The following is a 16,502-nucleotide window of genomic DNA, read 5'->3' as shown; positions in this document are numbered from 1 at the left end:
CCAGACGCGCGCAAGCGCGTCGGAACAGAGCGGGGGCAGCGCATGGACGCGGTGCGGCTCATCGTGATGAGCAGGCGCGCCCTGTCGGGGAGCGAGGACGGGTCGCGGATCATGATGGAGGCGTGGCAGGCCTACGCCCTGGCGCAGGCGATCGGCAGTCGCCTGGCGGTCTCGGGCCCTCCCGAACTGCGCGGTGAGGCACTGGGGTTGACGGAGCTGGCGGGCAGAGGCTGTGGCGTGCTGGACACACCCTCCATCGACGTGGCAGATCTGCGAGCCGCTCAGCTCACGGAGCTGGGCGATGCCCGCAAGGCACTCCTCGACCTCGGCACCCTCCTCACGGAGCTCGGCATGGCCCTGGTCGCGGTCGCGAGCGCGGCTGGTGACGAGGGCACGTACTGGCAGTGCATGGAGGCCATAGACGCGGCCGACGAGTCGCGGGACCGGGTCAGAGAGATGCTGCGCAGGCTGGCGGCCAGGGACGGCGAGATACGGGAGCGGTACAGAACGGCGGGCTGAGCACACCCTCCGTGGCCCCGGCCGGGCGCGCGGGCCGACGGCCTCGCGGATTTCACCCGACCGATTCCACGGGGTCCCGGCGGGAGTACCGAGGCTGCCGGGCGTTCGAGCGTGCAGGATGGAGGCATGGATCTTCGCATCTTCACCGAGCCCCAGCAGGGGGCGACGTATGACACCCTCCTCTCCGTCGCCAAGGCCACCGAGGAACTCGACTTCGACGCGTTCTTTCGCTCGGACCACTATCTGAAGATGGGCGAGGTGGACGGCCTGCCCGGTCCCACCGACGCCTGGATCACCCTCGCCGGACTCGCCCGCGAGACCAAGCGCATCCGCCTCGGCACGCTGATGACCGCCGCCACCTTCCGCCTCCCCGGTGTCCTCGCCATCCAGGTCGCGCAGGTCGACCAGATGTCCGGGGGCCGTGTCGAACTGGGCATCGGCGCGGGCTGGTTCGAGGACGAACACAAGGCCTACGGCATCCCGTTCCCGAAGGACAAGTTCGCCCGTCTCGAGGAGCAGCTCGCGATCGTCACCGGCCTGTGGGCGACCGAGGCCGGCAAGACCTTCAGCTTCGACGGGAAGTACTACGACCTGACGGACTCGCCCGCTCTGCCCAAGCCCGCGCAGTCCAGGGTCCCGGTGCTCATCGGCGGCCACGGCGCGACCCGCACCCCGCGGCTGGCCGCTCAGTACGCCGACGAGTTCAACATGCCGTTCGCGTCGATCGAGGACAGCGAGCGCCAGTTCGGCCGGGTCCGTGCGGCCGCCGAGCAGGCCGGACGCGCCGCGGACGCGTTGACGTACTCGAACGCGCTGGTGGCCTGTGTCGGCAAGGACGACCAGGAGGTGGCCCGCCGCGCTGCCGCGATCGGCCGTGAGGTGGACGAGCTGAAGACCAACGGCCTGGCGGGCACCCCGGCTGAGGTCGTCGACAAGATCAGCCGGTACCAGGAGATCGGCTCCGGCCGTATGTACCTCCAGATCCTCGACCTCGCCGACCTGGACCACCTGGAGCTGATCTCCGCGCAGGTCCAGTCCCAGCTGCGATAGCCGAAGCGAGCCCCTGCCCGGTCCGGACCCCGGCGAAGCCCCGCCCCGGTCCGGGCCCGGTCCGGCCGCGCTGTTCGAAATCCGGTGGTCGCGGTGGACCGGAGCCGGAAGACTCGGTGCATGTTCCTGACGATCAGTACCACCGGCACGGCTGAACGCCCCGCGACAGATCTGGGTTTCTTGTTGCACAAGCACCCCGGCAGGGCGCAGGCGTTCTCGACCTCCTACGGCACCGCGCACGTCCTCTACCCCGAGGCGGACGCCGAGCGCTGCACGGCGGCGCTGCTGCTGGAGGTCGACGCGGTGGCACTGGTCCGGCGCGGCAAGGGCAAGGGCCGGGACGGCGCTCCCGACGCGACCCTCGCCCAGTACGTCAACGACCGCCCGTACGCGGCGTCCTCCCTGCTCGCCGTGGCGCTGAGCGGTGTGTTCTCGACCGCGATGCGGGGCGTGTGCACGATCCTGCCCGAGCGCGCCGGGCAGCCGCTGCCCCTGCGCATCGAGATACCCGCCCTGCCGGCCCGGGGCGGCCCCGAGCTCGTACACCGGCTCTTCGCGCCGCTCGGCTGGGCGGTCACCGCCGAACCGGTGCCGCTGGACGCAGAGTTCCCTCAGTGGGGTGACTCGCGGTATGTGCGCCTGGTGCTGGAGTCGGAGGCACTGACCCTGGCCGAGGCGTTGCGCCATCTGTACGTCCTGCTTCCGGTCCTCGACGACGCCAAGCACTACTGGGTCTCCGCCGACGAGGTCGACAAGCTGCTGCGGGCGGGCGAGGGCTGGCTGCCCGGCCATCCGGAGCAGAAGCTGATCACCAGCCGTTATCTGTCGCGCCGCTGGTCGCTGACCCGGCAGGCGATACAGCGGCTGGAGCTGGTGCGGCTCGCGGAGACCGACGACAGCGAGGTCGAGGAGATCGACAACGCGGTCGAGGAGACCGAGACCGGAACCGGAACCGGAACCGAGGCCGGGGCCGAGGCTGGGACCGAAACCGGGACCGAAACCGGGACCGAGGACAGGCCGACCCCGCTCGCGGTGCTGCGCAGGGAGGCACTCATCGCCGCACTCCAGGAGTCCGGCGCAGCCCGCGTTCTCGATCTGGGCTGCGGGCAGGGCCAGTTGGTGCAGGCGCTGCTGAAGGATCCCCGGTTCACGGAGATCGTGGGCATGGACGTCTCGGTGCGGGCGCTCACCATCGCCGCCCGGCGTCTGAAGCTGGACCGCATGGGGGAGCGGCAGGCGTCGCGCGTGCGGCTCGTGCAGGGCTCGCTCGCGTACACCGACCGCCGCCTCAAGGGCTATGACGCGGCCGTGCTCAGCGAGGTCGTCGAGCACGTCGACCCGCCGCGGCTGTCCGCCGTGGAGTACGCGGTGTTCGGCGCGGCCCACCCCAGGACGGTGCTCGTGACGACCCCGAACGTCGAGTACAACGTCCGCTGGGAGAGCCTGCCCGCCGGGCACGCCCGCCACGGCGACCACCGCTTCGAATGGACCCGCGGGGAGTTCCGCGCATGGGCGGACGCGGTGGCCGGACGGCACGGCTACGACGTGCGGTTCGTCCCCGTGGGACCCGACGACCCCGAGGTGGGGCCGCCCACCCAGATGGCCGTGTTCACGCTCACCGCGAAGGAGGAGAAGGCCGCATGACCGAGACCGACGCCAAGGGGCGCGCCCTGCCCGTGACCGACCTCTCCCTGGTGGTGCTGATCGGTGCGTCCGGTTCGGGCAAGTCCACCTTCGCCCGCCGGCACTTCCGGCCGACCGAGGTCATCTCGTCGGACTTCTGCCGCGGGCTGGTCGCCGACGACGAGAACGACCAGAGCGCGAGCCGGGACGCCTTCGACGTGCTGCACTACATCGCGGGCAAGCGCCTCGCGGCGGGCCGCCGCACGGTGGTCGACGCCACCAGCGTGCAGCAGGAGAGCCGCCGACAGCTGATCGAGCTGGCCAGAGAGCACGACGTGCTGCCGATCGCGATCGTGCTCGACGTGCCGGAGGAGGTGTGCGCCGAGCGCAACGCGGCTCGCAGCGACCGCGCGGACATGCCGCGCCGGGTCATCCAGCGCCACACCCGCGAACTGCGCCGCTCGATCAGGCACTTGGAGCGCGAGGGCTTCCGCAAGGTGCACATCCTGCGGGGCGTGGCGGAGATCGAGAACGCGACCGTCGTCACCGAGAAGCGCTTCAACGACCTGACCCACCTCACCGGTCCCTTCGACATCATCGGCGACGTTCACGGGTGTGCGCTCGAACTGGAAGCGCTGCTGGCCAAGTTGGGCTACGTCGACGGCGCGCACCCGGAGGGCCGCACCGCCGTCTTCGTCGGCGACCTGGTCGACCGCGGCCCGGACAGCCCGGGCGTGCTGCGCCGGGTGATGTCGATGGTGGCGTCCGGAGACGCACTGTGCGTGCCCGGCAACCACGAGAACAAGTTCGGGCGCCATCTGCGCGGCCGCAACGTCCAGCACACCCACGGACTCGCCGAGACCGTCGCGCAGATGGAGGGTGAGAGCGAGGAGTTCAAACAGCGGGTAAGGGAGTTCATCGACGGGCTCGTCAGCCACTACGTCCTCGACGGCGGACGGCTGGTGGTGTGCCACGCCGGGCTGCCGGAGAAGTACCACGGCCGCACCTCGGGCCGGGTCCGCTCGCACGCGCTCTACGGCGACACCACGGGCGAGACGGACGAGTTCGGCCTGCCGGTGCGTTATCCGTGGGCGGAGGACTACCGGGGCCGGGCGGCCGTGGTGTACGGACACACCCCGGTCCCCGAGGCCACCTGGCTGAACAACACCATCTGCCTGGACACCGGTGCCGTCTTCGGCGGCAAGCTCACGGCGCTGCGCTGGCCGGAGCGGCAGCTGGTCGACGTACCGGCCGAGCGGGTCTGGTACGAGCCGGCCAGGCCGCTGCGCTCCGAGGCGCCCGGCGGGCACGACGGCCGGCCGCTGGACCTCGCCGACGTCCAGGGCCGCCGGGTGGTCGAGACCCGGCATGCCGGCCGGGTCTCGGTCCGTGAGGAGAACGCCGCGGCGGCCCTGGAGGTCATGAGCCGCTTCGCGGTGGACCCGCGTCTGCTGCCCTATCTGCCCCCGACGATGGCACCGACCGCGACCAGCCGCGTCGAGGGTTATCTGGAGCACCCGGCCGAGGCCTTCGCGCAGTACCAGGAGGACGGGGTCGCGCGGGTCGTGTGCGAGGAGAAGCACATGGGCTCGCGGGCGGTGGCCCTGGTGTGCCGGGACGCCGAGGCGGCACGGAAGCGCTTCGGCGTCGGCAGTGCCTTCGGTCCGGACGCGGACGGCAGCGGGGAAGGCCCTACCGGGTCGCTGTACACACGCACCGGCCGCCCGTTCTTCGACGACGACGCGGTCACCGAGGAGATCCTCGGCCGGCTGCGCTCGGCGATCGGCGCGGCGGGCCTGTGGGAGGAACTCGAGACGGACTGGCTGCTGGTCGACGCCGAGCTGATGCCGTGGTCGCTGAAGGCGTCCGGGCTGCTGCGCTCGCAGTACGCGGCGGTGGGCGCGGCGTCCGGGGCGGCGTTCCCCGGGGCGCTGGCCGCGCTGGAGGGCGCGGCGGGGCGGGGCGTGGACGTGGCGGAGCTGCTGGCACGGCAGCGTGCACGGGCGGCGGACGCGGCGGCGTTCACGGCGGCGTACCGCCGTTACTGCTGGACGACCGAGGGACTGGACGGTGTCCGTCTGGCCCCGTTCCAGCTGCTGGCGGTCCAGGGCCGCAGTCTCGCGGCGGTCCCGCACAACGAGCAACTGGCGCTGATCGACCGGCTGGTCGAGCACGACGGAAGCGGGCTGCTGCAGACGACCCGTCGGCTCTACGTCGACACCGGCGACCCGGAGTCGGTGCGCGCCGGGATCGACTGGTGGCTGGAGATGACCGGGCGCGGCGGCGAGGGCATGGTCGTCAAGCCGGTGGAGGCGGTGGTCAGGAGTGCGGCCGGCCGTCTGGTGCAGCCGGGCATCAAGTGCCGCGGCCGTGAGTACCTCCGGATCATCTACGGTCCCGAGTACACCCGCCCGGAGAACCTCGCCCGGCTGCGCAACCGGTTCCTGAACCACAAGCGCTCCCTCGCACTGCGCGAGTACGCCCTCGGCCTGGAGGCCCTGGACCGCCTCGCGGAGGGCGAGCCGCTGTGGCGGGTCCATGAGGCGGTGTTCGGGGTGCTGGCCCTGGAGTCGGAACCGGTGGACCCCCGGCTGTGACGGAACCGTACTCCTCGGGCCTGGCGTCCTTGCGGACGATCGAGCCTGAGGAGTACGCACTGTGCGGATCTACATCAGCGCCGACATGGAGGGCATCACCGGACTCGTCGACCGTGACGACGTCCAGCCCGGCGGACGGGACTACGACACGGCTGGCGGATGATGGCCCAGGACGTCAACGCGGCGGTCCGGGGCTCACAGGGGACGACGCCGCGTGCGGGGAGGCCGCCGCCTGGGACGGGTCCCGCGCCACCGTGGCGGTGAAGTACGCGCGCGGCCGGTTCGCGGCCGAGCTGCGCCCGGAGGCGGAGGCGCGGCAGACGATCGAGGAGGCGGTCACCGCCGCCCTCGCCGCCCCACGCGAACCGGTCCCGGCGCCAGCGGGGCCGTCCGCCCTCACCGTCCGCTGGCAGTCGGCCTCGGTGCCGGCCACGCTGCTCGGCATCCCGGGGGTCACCGCCACCGACAGCCGGACCGTCCGCGCCGAGGGCGAACTCCCCGCGCTCTACCGGCTCTTCGACGTCTGGATGCGCGTCGCGACCTCCCTGACCGACCAGCCGCCGCACTGCTGACGGGCGCCGCCGGCAGTACGGCGACGGGCACCTGCCGGCAGTACGGGGACGGGCACCTGCCGACAGGACGGCGACGGGCACGGCAGTACGGCGAGGGGTGCCCGTCGGCCATCGTCAGCCCACCAGCCGCAACCGCTCCCCGCACACCCCCACGCGCACCGTCTGCCCCCACGTCAGCTCCACCGCGTCGCTCTCCATGCCGTCCCCGAAGGCGATCAGCCGGTCCGACTCCACGGTGACCCGGAGCCATGCGGAGTGGGCGAGTTCGCCGGCCACCAGGGACGTCCCGGTGGCCGGCGACGGCCAGGCCTCGCGGACGAACCACAGCAGACGCGGCTCCGTGGCGCCCGGGAGCGTGAGAGCGCTGCCCCGTTCCTGCCACACCGAACGAAGCCAGCCCGTGGCGCCGGTTCCCGTGCCCACGAGCACCCCGGAGGAGGCCTGGGCCTCGACGACACCCCTGTCGCCGTCGAGGCCCAGGCGGTAGCGGGCGGTCTGGTGGCCGGCGGCTCCCAGATAGATCTCGTTGAGCGCGACGAGCCGCTGTGTGTCGTCGGCGACGGCCTCGACCATGGTCAGTTCGTCGACCCCGCCGTCACGGGCGAGGGCGGCGGGCAGCAGGGCGCCCGCGTCCCCCGGCCGGTGCCGGACCAGCACGCCCGGGTTGCGCCCGGGATCCGTGTCGATCCCCACCACCGGCTGGCCCGCCAGATACTTGGCGACGTTCGCCACCAGCCCGTCCTGCCCGACCACGACCACCACGTCCTCGGGCGCGAACAGGAACCGGTCCAGGTCGCGCCGCTCCACCCGTGCCTGGCGCCAGGTCAGCGGTACCGCCGCCGTCACCTCGGTCAGCGCCTGGTGTGCCCGCCGGTGCCGCTCCGCCACCTCCTCCAGCGACCGCCCCCGGGACGCCAGGAAGAACGCGGCCTGTCCATGGGTGCCGTGCCGCGCCACCAACTCCTCGTACTCGGTGGCGCGATGGACCAGCACAGCGCGGGGGGCGAGACTCACGCCCGCTCTCCCGGTGTCCCGCCCAGCCGGGACAGCAGTCCGGTGAGCACATCCGGCGAGACCGTCACGCTGTCGATGCGCGGCAGGTTCTCGGCCAGCCGGGTCCCCGTCAACGCGTGCAGCGTCGTGACATCCACGTCCGCGTGCACCCGCAGCCAGGCCGCCTGCGCCTGGGCCCGCGCCTCGCCGACCTCGCGTGCGCCCTCGGCCTCCGCACGCGCGAGCCGTACGGAGCGTGCCGCCTCCGCCTCGGCGAGCCGCTCGGTGCGCCGTGCCTCGGCGTCGGCCAGCCGTACCGTCCGCGCGGCCTCCGCCTCGGCGCGCACCGCGTCCGCCGCCGCCTGTTCCTCCGCCTCGCGCCGTGCGTTCGTACCCCGCTGCTCGACCAACTGCTCCTCGCGCCGGGCCAGTTCGATCCGGCTGGCCAGCTCGTTCTCGGCGATGGCGCGTTCCCGCTCGACGGCCACGGCCCGGCGCTCGTAGGTCGCCCGGTCCGCGTCCTGCTGGATGCGCTCGCGTGCCGGAGTGCGCAGCGCCCGCTCCACCTCGGGCTCCGGTCGCAGTGCCACCACCCGGACCGCGACCATCTCGATCCCCGTCGCGGGCAGCCGGGGCTCCGCTGCGAGCCCGGCCGCGACCCGCTCCCGTACCGCCGCGACGCCGTCGACGAGGGCTGCCGACAGCGGCGTACGGGCCAGGACGTCCAGGGCGTGCTGCTGGGCCGTCTCCGTCAGCAGCGTGGAGAGCTGTTCCAACGGCGCGCCCCGCCACACGCCGGTGTCCGGGTCGACGGAGAAGTCCAGCCGCTCGGCGGCGACGCCCGGGTCGCTGATCCGGTAGGTGACGGTGGCCTGCACCGCGATGTCCTGGAAGTCGGACGTACGGGCGCGGAACGTCATCGCCAGCTCGCGGTCCTCCACCGGGATCTCGGAGAGCGCGGCGGTCAGCGAGCGGTACCAGAAGCTGAGCCCCGGCCCGTCGTGGACCAGACGGCCCGCCCGGTGGTGACGGATGTGCGCGGTCGGTGCCCCGCGGAGATGACGCCAGCCGAAGCGTCTGGTGATGTCGGCCATGTGTGCGAAGCCCCCTTGTTCGCGATCCCGATTCTCGTCACAAGGACGATAATCAAGGAGGCCGCTTATCGTCAAGTAGACGACATCGGGGAGTCCGGTCCCGGCAGACCAAACCGCCCGGTTCTGAAGGAACGAAGGGTGAACACGCGCCCGAATGGTCAGGATGGAGGCATGGGATTCCATGTCGACTCCGAGGCCGGGCGGCTGCGTCGCGTCATCCTTCACCGGCCGGATCTCGAGCTGAAACGGCTCACGCCCAGCAACAAGGACGCGCTCCTCTTCGACGACGTGCTGTGGGTGCGCCGGGCCCGCGCCGAGCACGACGGGTTCGCCGACGTGCTGCGCGACCGCGGGGTCGAGGTCCATCTCTTCGGCGATCTGCTCACCGAGGTCCTGGAGATCCCGGCGGCCAGGGCTCTCGTGCTGGACCGTGTCTTCGACGAGAAGGAGTACGGGCCGCTCGCCACTGATCATCTGCGCGCCGCCTTCGAGGCCATGCCCGCCGCCGAGCTGGGCGAGGCCCTCGTCGGAGGCATGACGAAGCGGGAGTTCCTGGAGGGCCATCCGGAGCCGATGTCGGTGCGGTTCCATGTCATGGATCTCGACGACTTCCTGCTGCGCCCCCTCCCCAACCACCTCTTCACCCGCGACACCTCCGCGTGGATCTACGACGGTGTCTCCATCAACGCCATGCGCTGGCCCGCCCGGCAGCGCGAGACGGTCCACTTCGAGGCGATCTACCGCCACCATCCGCTGTTCCGCGACGAGGCCTTCCATGTCTGGTCCAAGGGGCAGGCCGACTACCCCTCCACCATCGAGGGCGGCGACGTGCTGGTCATCGGCAACGGCGCCGTGCTCATCGGCATGAGCGAACGGACCACGCCCCAGGCCGTCGAGATGCTCGCGACCAAGCTCTTCGCCGCGGGGTCGGCGCGCTCCATCGTCGCGCTCGACCTGCCCAAGCGGCGCGCCCTCATGCACCTCGACACCGTGATGAGCATGGTGGACGCGGACACCTTCACCCAGTACGCGGGGCTCGGCATGCTCCGCTCGTACACCATCGAGCCCGGGTCCGGTGACAAGGAGCTGAAGGTCACCGACCATCCGCCGGAGCACATGCACCGGGCCATCGCCGCATCGCTGGGCCTGAGCGAGATCCGGGTGCTGACCCCGACGCAGGACGTGCACGCGGCCGAGCGGGAGCAGTGGGACGACGGCTGTAATGTCCTCGCCGTCGAGCCCGGGGTGGTCATCGCCTATGAGCGGAACTCGACCACCAACACCCATCTGCGCAAGCAGGGGATCGAAGTGATCGAGATCCCGGGGAGCGAGCTGGGCCGTGGCCGGGGCGGGCCCCGGTGCATGAGCTGTCCGGTGGAGAGGGACGGCGTCTGAGGGGGCCGGGGCGGCCGGGGCGGGCCGGGGTTCGTATAGAAATGTGGGACATCGTATAGACTTCCATTCGTCCCCTTGTTCGTCCTGCCTCTCGCAACCCCTGGAGCGCCCCCATGGCGACAGTCCCGACCGCCCTCGCCGGACGCCACTTCCTCAAGGAGCTGGACTTCACCGCCGAGGAGTTCCGCTTCCTGGTCGAGCTGGCGGCCGAGCTGAAGGCGGCCAAGAAGGCCGGGACCGAGACGCGTCGTCTGAGCGGCAGGAACATCGCGCTGATCTTCGAGAAGACCTCGACCCGCACCCGGTGCGCCTTCGAGGTCGCCGCCGCCGACCAGGGCGCCCACACCACCTATCTGGACCCGACCGGCTCGCAGATCGGGCACAAGGAGTCCGTCAAGGACACCGCCCGGGTGCTCGGCCGGATGTTCGACGCCATCGAGTACCGGGGGCACGGGCAGCGCGTGGTCGAGGAACTGGCCGTCCACGCCGGGGTCCCCGTCTACAACGGCCTCACCGACGAGTGGCACCCCACCCAGATGCTCGCCGACGTGCTCACCATGACCGAGCACTGCGCCAAGCCGCTGACCGCCATCACCTTCGCCTACCTCGGCGACGCCCGCTCCAACATGGGCAACTCCTACCTCGTCACCGGCGCCCTGCTCGGCATGGACGTCCGCATCGTCGCCCCCCGGGTGCTGTGGCCGGACGAGACGGTCGTCGAGGAGGCCCGGCGGCTCGCCGCCGCCTCCGGCGCCCGGATCACGCTCACCGAGGACGTGAAGGACGGCGTGCGCGGCGCGGACTTCATCGCCACCGACGTATGGGTCTCGATGGGCGAGCCCAAGGGGGTCTGGGACGAGCGCATAGCGCTGCTCGGCCCGTACGCCGTGACCATGGACGTGCTGCGCGCCACCGGGAACGACGACGTGAAGTTCCTGCACTGCCTGCCGGCCTTCCACGATCTCGGCACGGAGGTGGGCCGCGAGATCCACGAGCGGCACGGGCTGACCGAGCTGGAGGTCACCGACGAGGTGTTCGAGTCCGCGCACTCCGTCGTCTTCGACGAGGCGGAGAACCGGATGCACACGATCAAGGCCATCCTGGTCGCCACCCTCGCCTGACCGGCGTGCCCGCTGCCACAGCGGAACCCGGCACCCTTCCCGTACGATCCTCGGCGAGCCCGGAACCACTCCTTCCGTGGCTCGTCGCGCGACCTCCCCCAAACGCTCGGCAGGCTCTCGGCCTCGCCCGGGCGGGGGACACCCCCCGGTCGCCCCGCACCATGGAAAAGAGCACCACCTACATGCCCGGCAGCCCCGCCAACCCCTTCCGCATCAAGTCACCCGAGCGGCTCGTCGCCGAGGCCGGCGCCGATCTCGCGGGTCATGGCCTCAAGCGCCATATGGGCCTGTTCCAGCTCGTCTGCTTCGGCGTCGGAGCGATCGTCGGCACCGGCATCTTCGTCGGCCTGTCCGACTCGGTCGCCCAGGCCGGGCCCGCGGTCGTGGTCTCCTTCCTGCTCGCCGCCCTCACCTGCGTCTTCACCGCCTTCGCGTTCGCCGAGCTGGGCGGCGCCATCCCGGTCTCCGGGTCCTCGTACTCCTTCGCCTACGCGGGCCTCGGCGAGGGCACGGCCTTCCTTGTCGGCTGGTGCCTGCTGCTGGAGTACGGGGTGTCCGTGTCGGCCGTCGCGGTCGGCTGGAGCCAGTATGTGAACGAACTGCTGGTCAGCCTCACCGGCTGGCAGCTGCCCGCGGCGCTGTCCGCCGGGCCGGGTGACGGCGGGGTGATCAACCTGCCCGCCGTGATCGTCATCGCCCTGGCCTCCGTCCTCCTGGTGCGCGGCGTCCGCGAGAGCGCCTGGGCCACCGCCGCCATGGCGGTCCTCAAGCTCGCCATCCTCGTCGCCTTCTGCGCCATCGGGTTCACCGCCTTCCAGCACGGCAACCTGACCCCGTTCGCGCCCGCCGGGCTCGGCGGCATCGGCGCCGGCACCACGGCCGCGTTCTTCTCGTACATCGGCTTCGACGCGATCACCACCGCCGGCGAGGAGGCCAAGAACCCCCGCCGCAACATCCCCGTGGCGATCCTCGTCTGCATCGGCCTGGTCACCCTGCTGTACTGCGCGGTCGCGCTCGCCGCGATCGGCGCCATCGGCGGCCCCGCGGTCGGCGGCCGGCCCGCGGCACTGTCCTATGTCGTCAACCAGGTCACCGGCTCCACGGTCGGCGGCGGTGTCATCGCCTTCGGCGCGGTCGTCGCCATCGCCTCGGTGGTGCTCGCGGTGATGTACGGCCAGACCCGCATCCTGATGTCGATGTCCCGCGACGGCCTCGTCCCGCGCGTGTTCGAGCGGATCTCGCCGAAGACCGCGACCCCGGTCAGCGGCACCCTGATCGTGGCGGTCGTCTTCGCCGTCCCGGCGGCCTTCTCCTCGCTGGACGCGGTGGTCAACCTGTGCACCATCGGCACCCTCGCCACCATGGCCGTGGTCAACGTCGCGGTGATCGCCCTGCGCCGCCGCGAACCCGGCCTCGCCCGCTCCTTCCGGGTCCCGTTGTACCCCGTGATGCCGCTGCTCGGCGTCGCCTTCTGCCTCTACCTCATGTACGAGACCGGCTGGACGACCTGGGTGCAGTTCGCGGCCTTCCTGGCGGTCGGCTGCCTGGTCTACGCGTTCTACGGCCGCCGCCGCTCCCGGCTGGTGTCCGCACCTGTCACCGCGGACGACGCTGTCGCGGAACCACAGGCAGTCTGAACCACACCGCCTTGCCGGACGCGGTGGGGCGGTGACCGCAGGACGAGCTGAGGCTGCGGATCAGCAGCAGACCGCGCCCGTGCTCCTGCCAGGGGTCGGCGGGCGTCAGGGCGGGCCGGGTCAGATCGCCGGGCGGCGCCGGGTCCGGATCGTGCACCTCGACCGTGCAGCCGGTCGGCATCAGCTCGACGACCAGCTCGATCGGCCCCTCGCCCGCCGCGTGCTCCACGGCGTTCGCCACCAGTTCCGCGGTGAGCAGTTCCGCGGTGTCGCTGTCGGGCGTGTGCTGCAGCTCCGCCAGGGCCGTACGGACCAGTGCGCGGGCGACCGGCACCGCCGCGGCGGTGTGCGGCAGCGCGACGCGCCAGGAGGCGGGGGCGGGGGGTTCGTACACGGCGGGTCCGTTCATGGCGCAGGCGGTCCTGCTTTCGACACGAGGCAGCATGGTACGGCGCGACCCGTACGGGGCGGTCGGCGGGCTTCGTCCGGGACCTCGGCGGTCCCGGTACCGGGCTGCGTACCCCGGATGACGTCCCGCCGCGCACCCGGGAGCTCGTCGTTACCCGGCTGTCGACGAGGCGTGACGACCCGCGCGCGGCTGTGACAGCGCGCCGTACGGCCTATGTCTCCCCGTTCGGGGTATCGCGCACTCGTGACGACAGTCACGGATCAGTGATAACTTCGTCACAGAGCAGCAGTGCAGACAGCCGCCCCCCGACCGAGGAGGCCGCACGTCATGAGTCCCTTCACCGGCTCCGCCGCCCACACCTCCGAGTGGCGTCACCTGAGGTACACCCAGTCCGACGGGGTCGCCACGGTCACCCTGGCCCGCCCCGAGAAACTCAACGCGCTCACTTTCGGCGCCTACGCCGACCTGCGCGATCTGCTCGCCCAGCTGTCCCGGGAGAGGTCCGTGCGGGCCCTGGTGCTGGCCGGCGAGGGACGCGGCTTCTGCTCGGGCGGCGACGTCGACGAGATCATCGGCGCCACCCTCTCCTTGGACACCGCCCAGCTGCTCGACTTCAACCGCATGACCGGACAGGTCGTCCGGGCCGTGCGGGAGTGCCCCTTCCCGGTGATCGCCGCCGTGCACGGGGTGGCCGCGGGTGCGGGAGCGGTGCTCGCGCTGGCCGCCGACTTCCGGGTGGCGGACCCCTCCGCCCGCTTCGCGTTCCTCTTCACCCGGGTCGGGCTGTCCGGCGGCGACATGGGCGCCGCCTATCTGCTCCCCAGGGTCGTCGGACTCGGCCACGCCACCCGGCTGCTCATGCTCGGAGAGCCGGTGCGGGCACCCGAGGCCGAGCGGATCGGGCTGATCAGCGAGCTGACCGACGAGGGGCACGCCGACGAGGCCGCCCAGGCGCTGGCCCGCCGCCTCGCCGACGGCCCGGCTCTGGCGTACGCGCAGACGAAGGCGCTGCTCACCGCCGAGCTGGACATGCCGCTCGCCGCGTCCGTCGAACTGGACGCCTCGACCCAGGCACTGCTGATGAACGGCGAGGACTACGCCGAGTTCCACGCGGCCTTCACCGAGAAGCGGCCCCCGAAATGGCAGGGGAGGTAGCGATGACGACGGCCCCCCGGCCTCTGCGCGTCGCCGTGATCGGCGGCGGACCCGGCGGGCTGTACTCCGCCGCCCTGCTCAAGCGTCTGGACCCGGCGCGGGAGGTCACCGTCTGGGAGCGCAACGCCCCCGACGACACCTTCGGCTTCGGTGTCGTCCTGTCGGACGAGACCCTCGGCGGCATCGAGCACGCCGACCCCGTGGTGCACGCGGCCCTGAAGGACGAGTTCGTGCGCTGGGACGACATCGACATCGTGCACCGGGGAGTGCGCCAGACCTCCGGCGGCCACGGCTTCGCCGCACTCGGCAGGCGGCGGCTGCTCCAGATCCTGCACGAGCGCTGCCGCTCGCTCGGCATCGAGCTGCGCTTCAGCACCGAGGCCCCGCACCCGGCCCGGCTGATGAAGGCGTACGACCTGGTGATCGCCGCCGACGGGGTGCACAGCGGCGCCCGCGAGGCCTTCGCACAGGTGTTCCGGCCGACCGTCGAGGAGCACCGCTGCCGTTACATCTGGCTCGCCGCCGACTTCGCCTTCGACGCGTTCCGCTTCGAGATCGCCGAGACGGAACACGGCGTGATGCAACTGCACGGCTATCCGTATGCCGCTGACGCCTCGACCGTCATCGTCGAGATGCGGGAGGAGGTGTGGCGGGCCGCCGGGTTCGACGAGTCGGAGACCGCCGAGACGATCGAGCACTGCGCCAAGATCTTCACGGACGCGCTCGGCGGCCGGCCCCTGCGCTCCAACAACTCCACCTGGACGACGTTCCGCACGGTCGTGAACGCCCGCTGGTCGCACGACAACCTGGTCCTCCTCGGCGACGCCGCGCACACCGCCCACTTCTCGATCGGCTCCGGCACCAAACTCGCGGTGGAGGACGCGCTGGCGCTGGCCGCGTGCCTGGAGGAACACACTTCCCTGCGGGACGCCCTCGTCGCCTATGAGGAGGAGCGGCGCCCGGTCGTCGCCTCCACCCAGCGCGCGGCCCGGGCCAGCCTGGAGTGGTTCGAGGAGCTGCGGCTCTATCTCGACCAGCCCGCCCGGCAGTTCGCGTTCAACCTGCTCACCCGCAGCCGCCGGGTCACCCACGACAATCTCCGGCTGCGCGACGCGCGCTTCACCGAGGCGGTGGAACAGGAATTCGGCTGCCCGCCCGGCACCCCGCCCATGTTCACCCCCTTCCGGCTGCGCGGTCTGACCCTGCGCAACCGGGTCATCGTCTCGCCGATGGACATGTACTCGGCAGTGGACGGCGTCCCCGGCGACTTCCACCTCGTCCACCTGGGCGCCCGGGCGCTCGGCGGGGCCGGCCTGGTGATGACCGAGATGGTGTGCGTGAGCGCCGAGGGGCGCATCACCCCGGGCTGCGCCGGGCTCTACAGCGGGCGGCAGGCCGAGGCCTGGCGCCGGATCACCGACTTCGTGCACACCCAGGCACCGGGCACCGCGATCGGCGTGCAGCTCGGACACAGCGGCCGCAAGGGCTCCACCAAGCTGATGTGGGAGGGCATGGACGAACCGCTGGAGGAGGACAACTGGCCGCTGCTGGCCGCCTCCCCGCTTCCGTACAGGCCCGGCAGCCAGACGCCCCGCGAGCTGACCCGCGCCCAACTGACCGACATCCGCGAACAGTTCGCGTCCGCAGCCTGCCGGGCCGCCCGCGGCGGCTTCGATCTGCTCGAACTGCACTGTGCCCATGGCTATCTGTTGTCCGGCTTCCTCTCGCCCCTCACCAACCGGCGCACCGACGCCTACGGCGGCAGCCTCGCCAAACGGCTGCGCTTCCCGCTGGAGGTCTTCGACGCCGTACGCGCGGTGTGGCCCGAGGAACGGCCCATGACCGTACGGATCTCCGCGACCGACTGGGCCGAGGGCGGTACCACGGCCGAGGAGGCCGTCGAGATCGCCCGTGCCTTCGCCGCGCACGGCGCCGACGCGATCGATGTGTCGACCGGCCAGGTGGTGGCCGAGGAGCAGCCGCAGTTCGGGCGGTCGTACCAGACGCCGTACGCCGACCGGATCCGTCAGGAGACGGGCATCCCGGTGATCGCGGTGGGTGCGATCTCGTCCTGGGACGACGTCAATTCGCTGATTCTGGCCGGGCGCACCGATCTGTGCGCTCTGGCCCGACCGCATCTGTACGACCCCCACTGGACGCTGCACGCGGCGGCCGAACAGGGCTACAGCGGACCGGGCGTCGCATGGCCCACGCCCTATCGCGCCGGCAGCCGCCGCCCGCAGACAGGACGCACGGATGCGCCCAAACCCCGCCTGGCACTGGGTGGTTGACGAGACCGCCGCCCGGCGAAGGGAGCATCGATCACGTCCCGGGGCG

The 16,502-nt window shown here is 71.8% G+C and carries 14 protein-coding genes; 11 read left to right on the top strand and 3 right to left on the bottom strand.

Annotated features, from left to right (window positions below; genetic code table 11):
- Positions 1-42 precede the first annotated feature (42 nt).
- The 6 genes from AB0L95_RS02715 (at position 43) to AB0L95_RS02690 (ending at position 6,361) form a co-directional block, all read left to right on the top strand.
- A complete protein-coding gene (locus AB0L95_RS02715; protein WP_365155756.1) occupies positions 43-519 on the top strand; it encodes a DUF6099 family protein in 477 nt (158 codons plus the stop codon).
- A gap of 126 nt (positions 520-645) precedes the next feature.
- On the top strand, positions 646-1,569 hold the full coding sequence (locus AB0L95_RS02710) for an LLM class F420-dependent oxidoreductase (RefSeq protein WP_365155753.1): 924 nt from the start codon (positions 646-648) through the stop codon (positions 1,567-1,569).
- Between the two features lie 120 nt (positions 1,570-1,689).
- Positions 1,690-3,213: a 3' terminal RNA ribose 2'-O-methyltransferase Hen1 gene (locus tag AB0L95_RS02705; protein WP_365155750.1), complete on the top strand. Its 1,524-nt coding sequence runs from the start codon at positions 1,690-1,692 to the stop codon at positions 3,211-3,213.
- A complete protein-coding gene (locus AB0L95_RS02700; RefSeq protein ID WP_365155747.1) occupies positions 3,210-5,789 on the top strand; it encodes a polynucleotide kinase-phosphatase in 2,580 nt (859 codons plus the stop codon). Before AB0L95_RS02705 ends, AB0L95_RS02700 begins: the two co-directional genes overlap by 4 nt.
- Before the next feature lie 61 nt (positions 5,790-5,850).
- Positions 5,851-5,952: a M55 family metallopeptidase gene (locus AB0L95_RS02695; protein ID WP_365155745.1), complete on the top strand. Its 102-nt coding sequence runs from the start codon at positions 5,851-5,853 to the stop codon at positions 5,950-5,952.
- Positions 5,953-6,043: 91 nt separating this feature from the next.
- Positions 6,044-6,361 (top strand): M55 family metallopeptidase, encoded by a 318-nt coding sequence (locus AB0L95_RS02690; RefSeq protein WP_365155742.1) that lies wholly within the window; start codon positions 6,044-6,046, stop codon positions 6,359-6,361.
- A gap of 114 nt (positions 6,362-6,475) precedes the next feature.
- Here the strand turns inward: AB0L95_RS02690 and AB0L95_RS02685 are convergent, their stop codons facing one another.
- Positions 6,476-7,375 carry a hypothetical protein gene (locus tag AB0L95_RS02685; protein ID WP_365155740.1) on the bottom strand — a complete coding sequence of 300 codons (900 nt, stop codon included), beginning with the start codon at positions 7,373-7,375 and terminating at the stop codon, positions 6,476-6,478.
- Positions 7,372-8,448, bottom strand: a complete 1,077-nt coding sequence (locus AB0L95_RS02680) for an SPFH domain-containing protein (RefSeq protein ID WP_365155737.1) — start codon at positions 8,446-8,448, stop codon at positions 7,372-7,374. The genes AB0L95_RS02685 and AB0L95_RS02680 overlap by 4 nt, the downstream gene beginning before the upstream one ends.
- 171 nt (positions 8,449-8,619) lie before the next feature.
- On the opposite strand from AB0L95_RS02680, the gene AB0L95_RS02675 reads away from it, so the two are divergent.
- The 3 genes from AB0L95_RS02675 (at position 8,620) to AB0L95_RS02665 (ending at position 12,601) form a co-directional block, all read left to right on the top strand.
- Complete coding sequence (locus AB0L95_RS02675; RefSeq protein WP_365155735.1) at positions 8,620-9,843, top strand: arginine deiminase; 1,224 nt, start codon at positions 8,620-8,622, stop codon at positions 9,841-9,843.
- A gap of 113 nt (positions 9,844-9,956) precedes the next feature.
- Positions 9,957-10,964 (top strand): ornithine carbamoyltransferase, encoded by a 1,008-nt coding sequence (gene argF, locus AB0L95_RS02670; protein ID WP_365155732.1) that lies wholly within the window; start codon positions 9,957-9,959, stop codon positions 10,962-10,964.
- A 161-nt stretch (positions 10,965-11,125) separates the two neighbouring features.
- Positions 11,126-12,601: an amino acid permease gene (locus AB0L95_RS02665; RefSeq protein WP_365155729.1), complete on the top strand. Its 1,476-nt coding sequence runs from the start codon at positions 11,126-11,128 to the stop codon at positions 12,599-12,601.
- Here the strand turns inward: AB0L95_RS02665 and AB0L95_RS02660 are convergent.
- A complete protein-coding gene (locus AB0L95_RS02660) occupies positions 12,561-13,010 on the bottom strand; it encodes an ATP-binding protein (protein WP_365155726.1) in 450 nt (149 codons plus the stop codon). The genes AB0L95_RS02665 and AB0L95_RS02660 overlap by 41 nt on opposite strands.
- A 327-nt stretch (positions 13,011-13,337) precedes the next feature.
- On the opposite strand from AB0L95_RS02660, the gene AB0L95_RS02655 reads away from it, so the two are divergent.
- Both AB0L95_RS02655 and AB0L95_RS02650 read left to right on the top strand, forming a co-directional pair.
- A complete protein-coding gene (locus tag AB0L95_RS02655) occupies positions 13,338-14,165 on the top strand; it encodes an enoyl-CoA hydratase family protein (protein ID WP_365155723.1) in 828 nt (275 codons plus the stop codon).
- A gap of 2 nt (positions 14,166-14,167) precedes the next feature.
- Entirely contained in the window at positions 14,168-16,456 is a 2,289-nt protein-coding gene (locus AB0L95_RS02650) for a bifunctional salicylyl-CoA 5-hydroxylase/oxidoreductase (protein WP_365155720.1), read from the top strand.
- Positions 16,457-16,502: the final 46 nt, after the last annotated feature.

Source organism: Streptomyces sp. NPDC052036, from assembly GCF_040680495.1.
In the GTDB taxonomy this organism is placed as follows: domain Bacteria; phylum Actinomycetota; class Actinomycetes; order Streptomycetales; family Streptomycetaceae; genus Streptomyces.
This window is presented reverse-complemented; position numbering and strand designations above follow the sequence as displayed.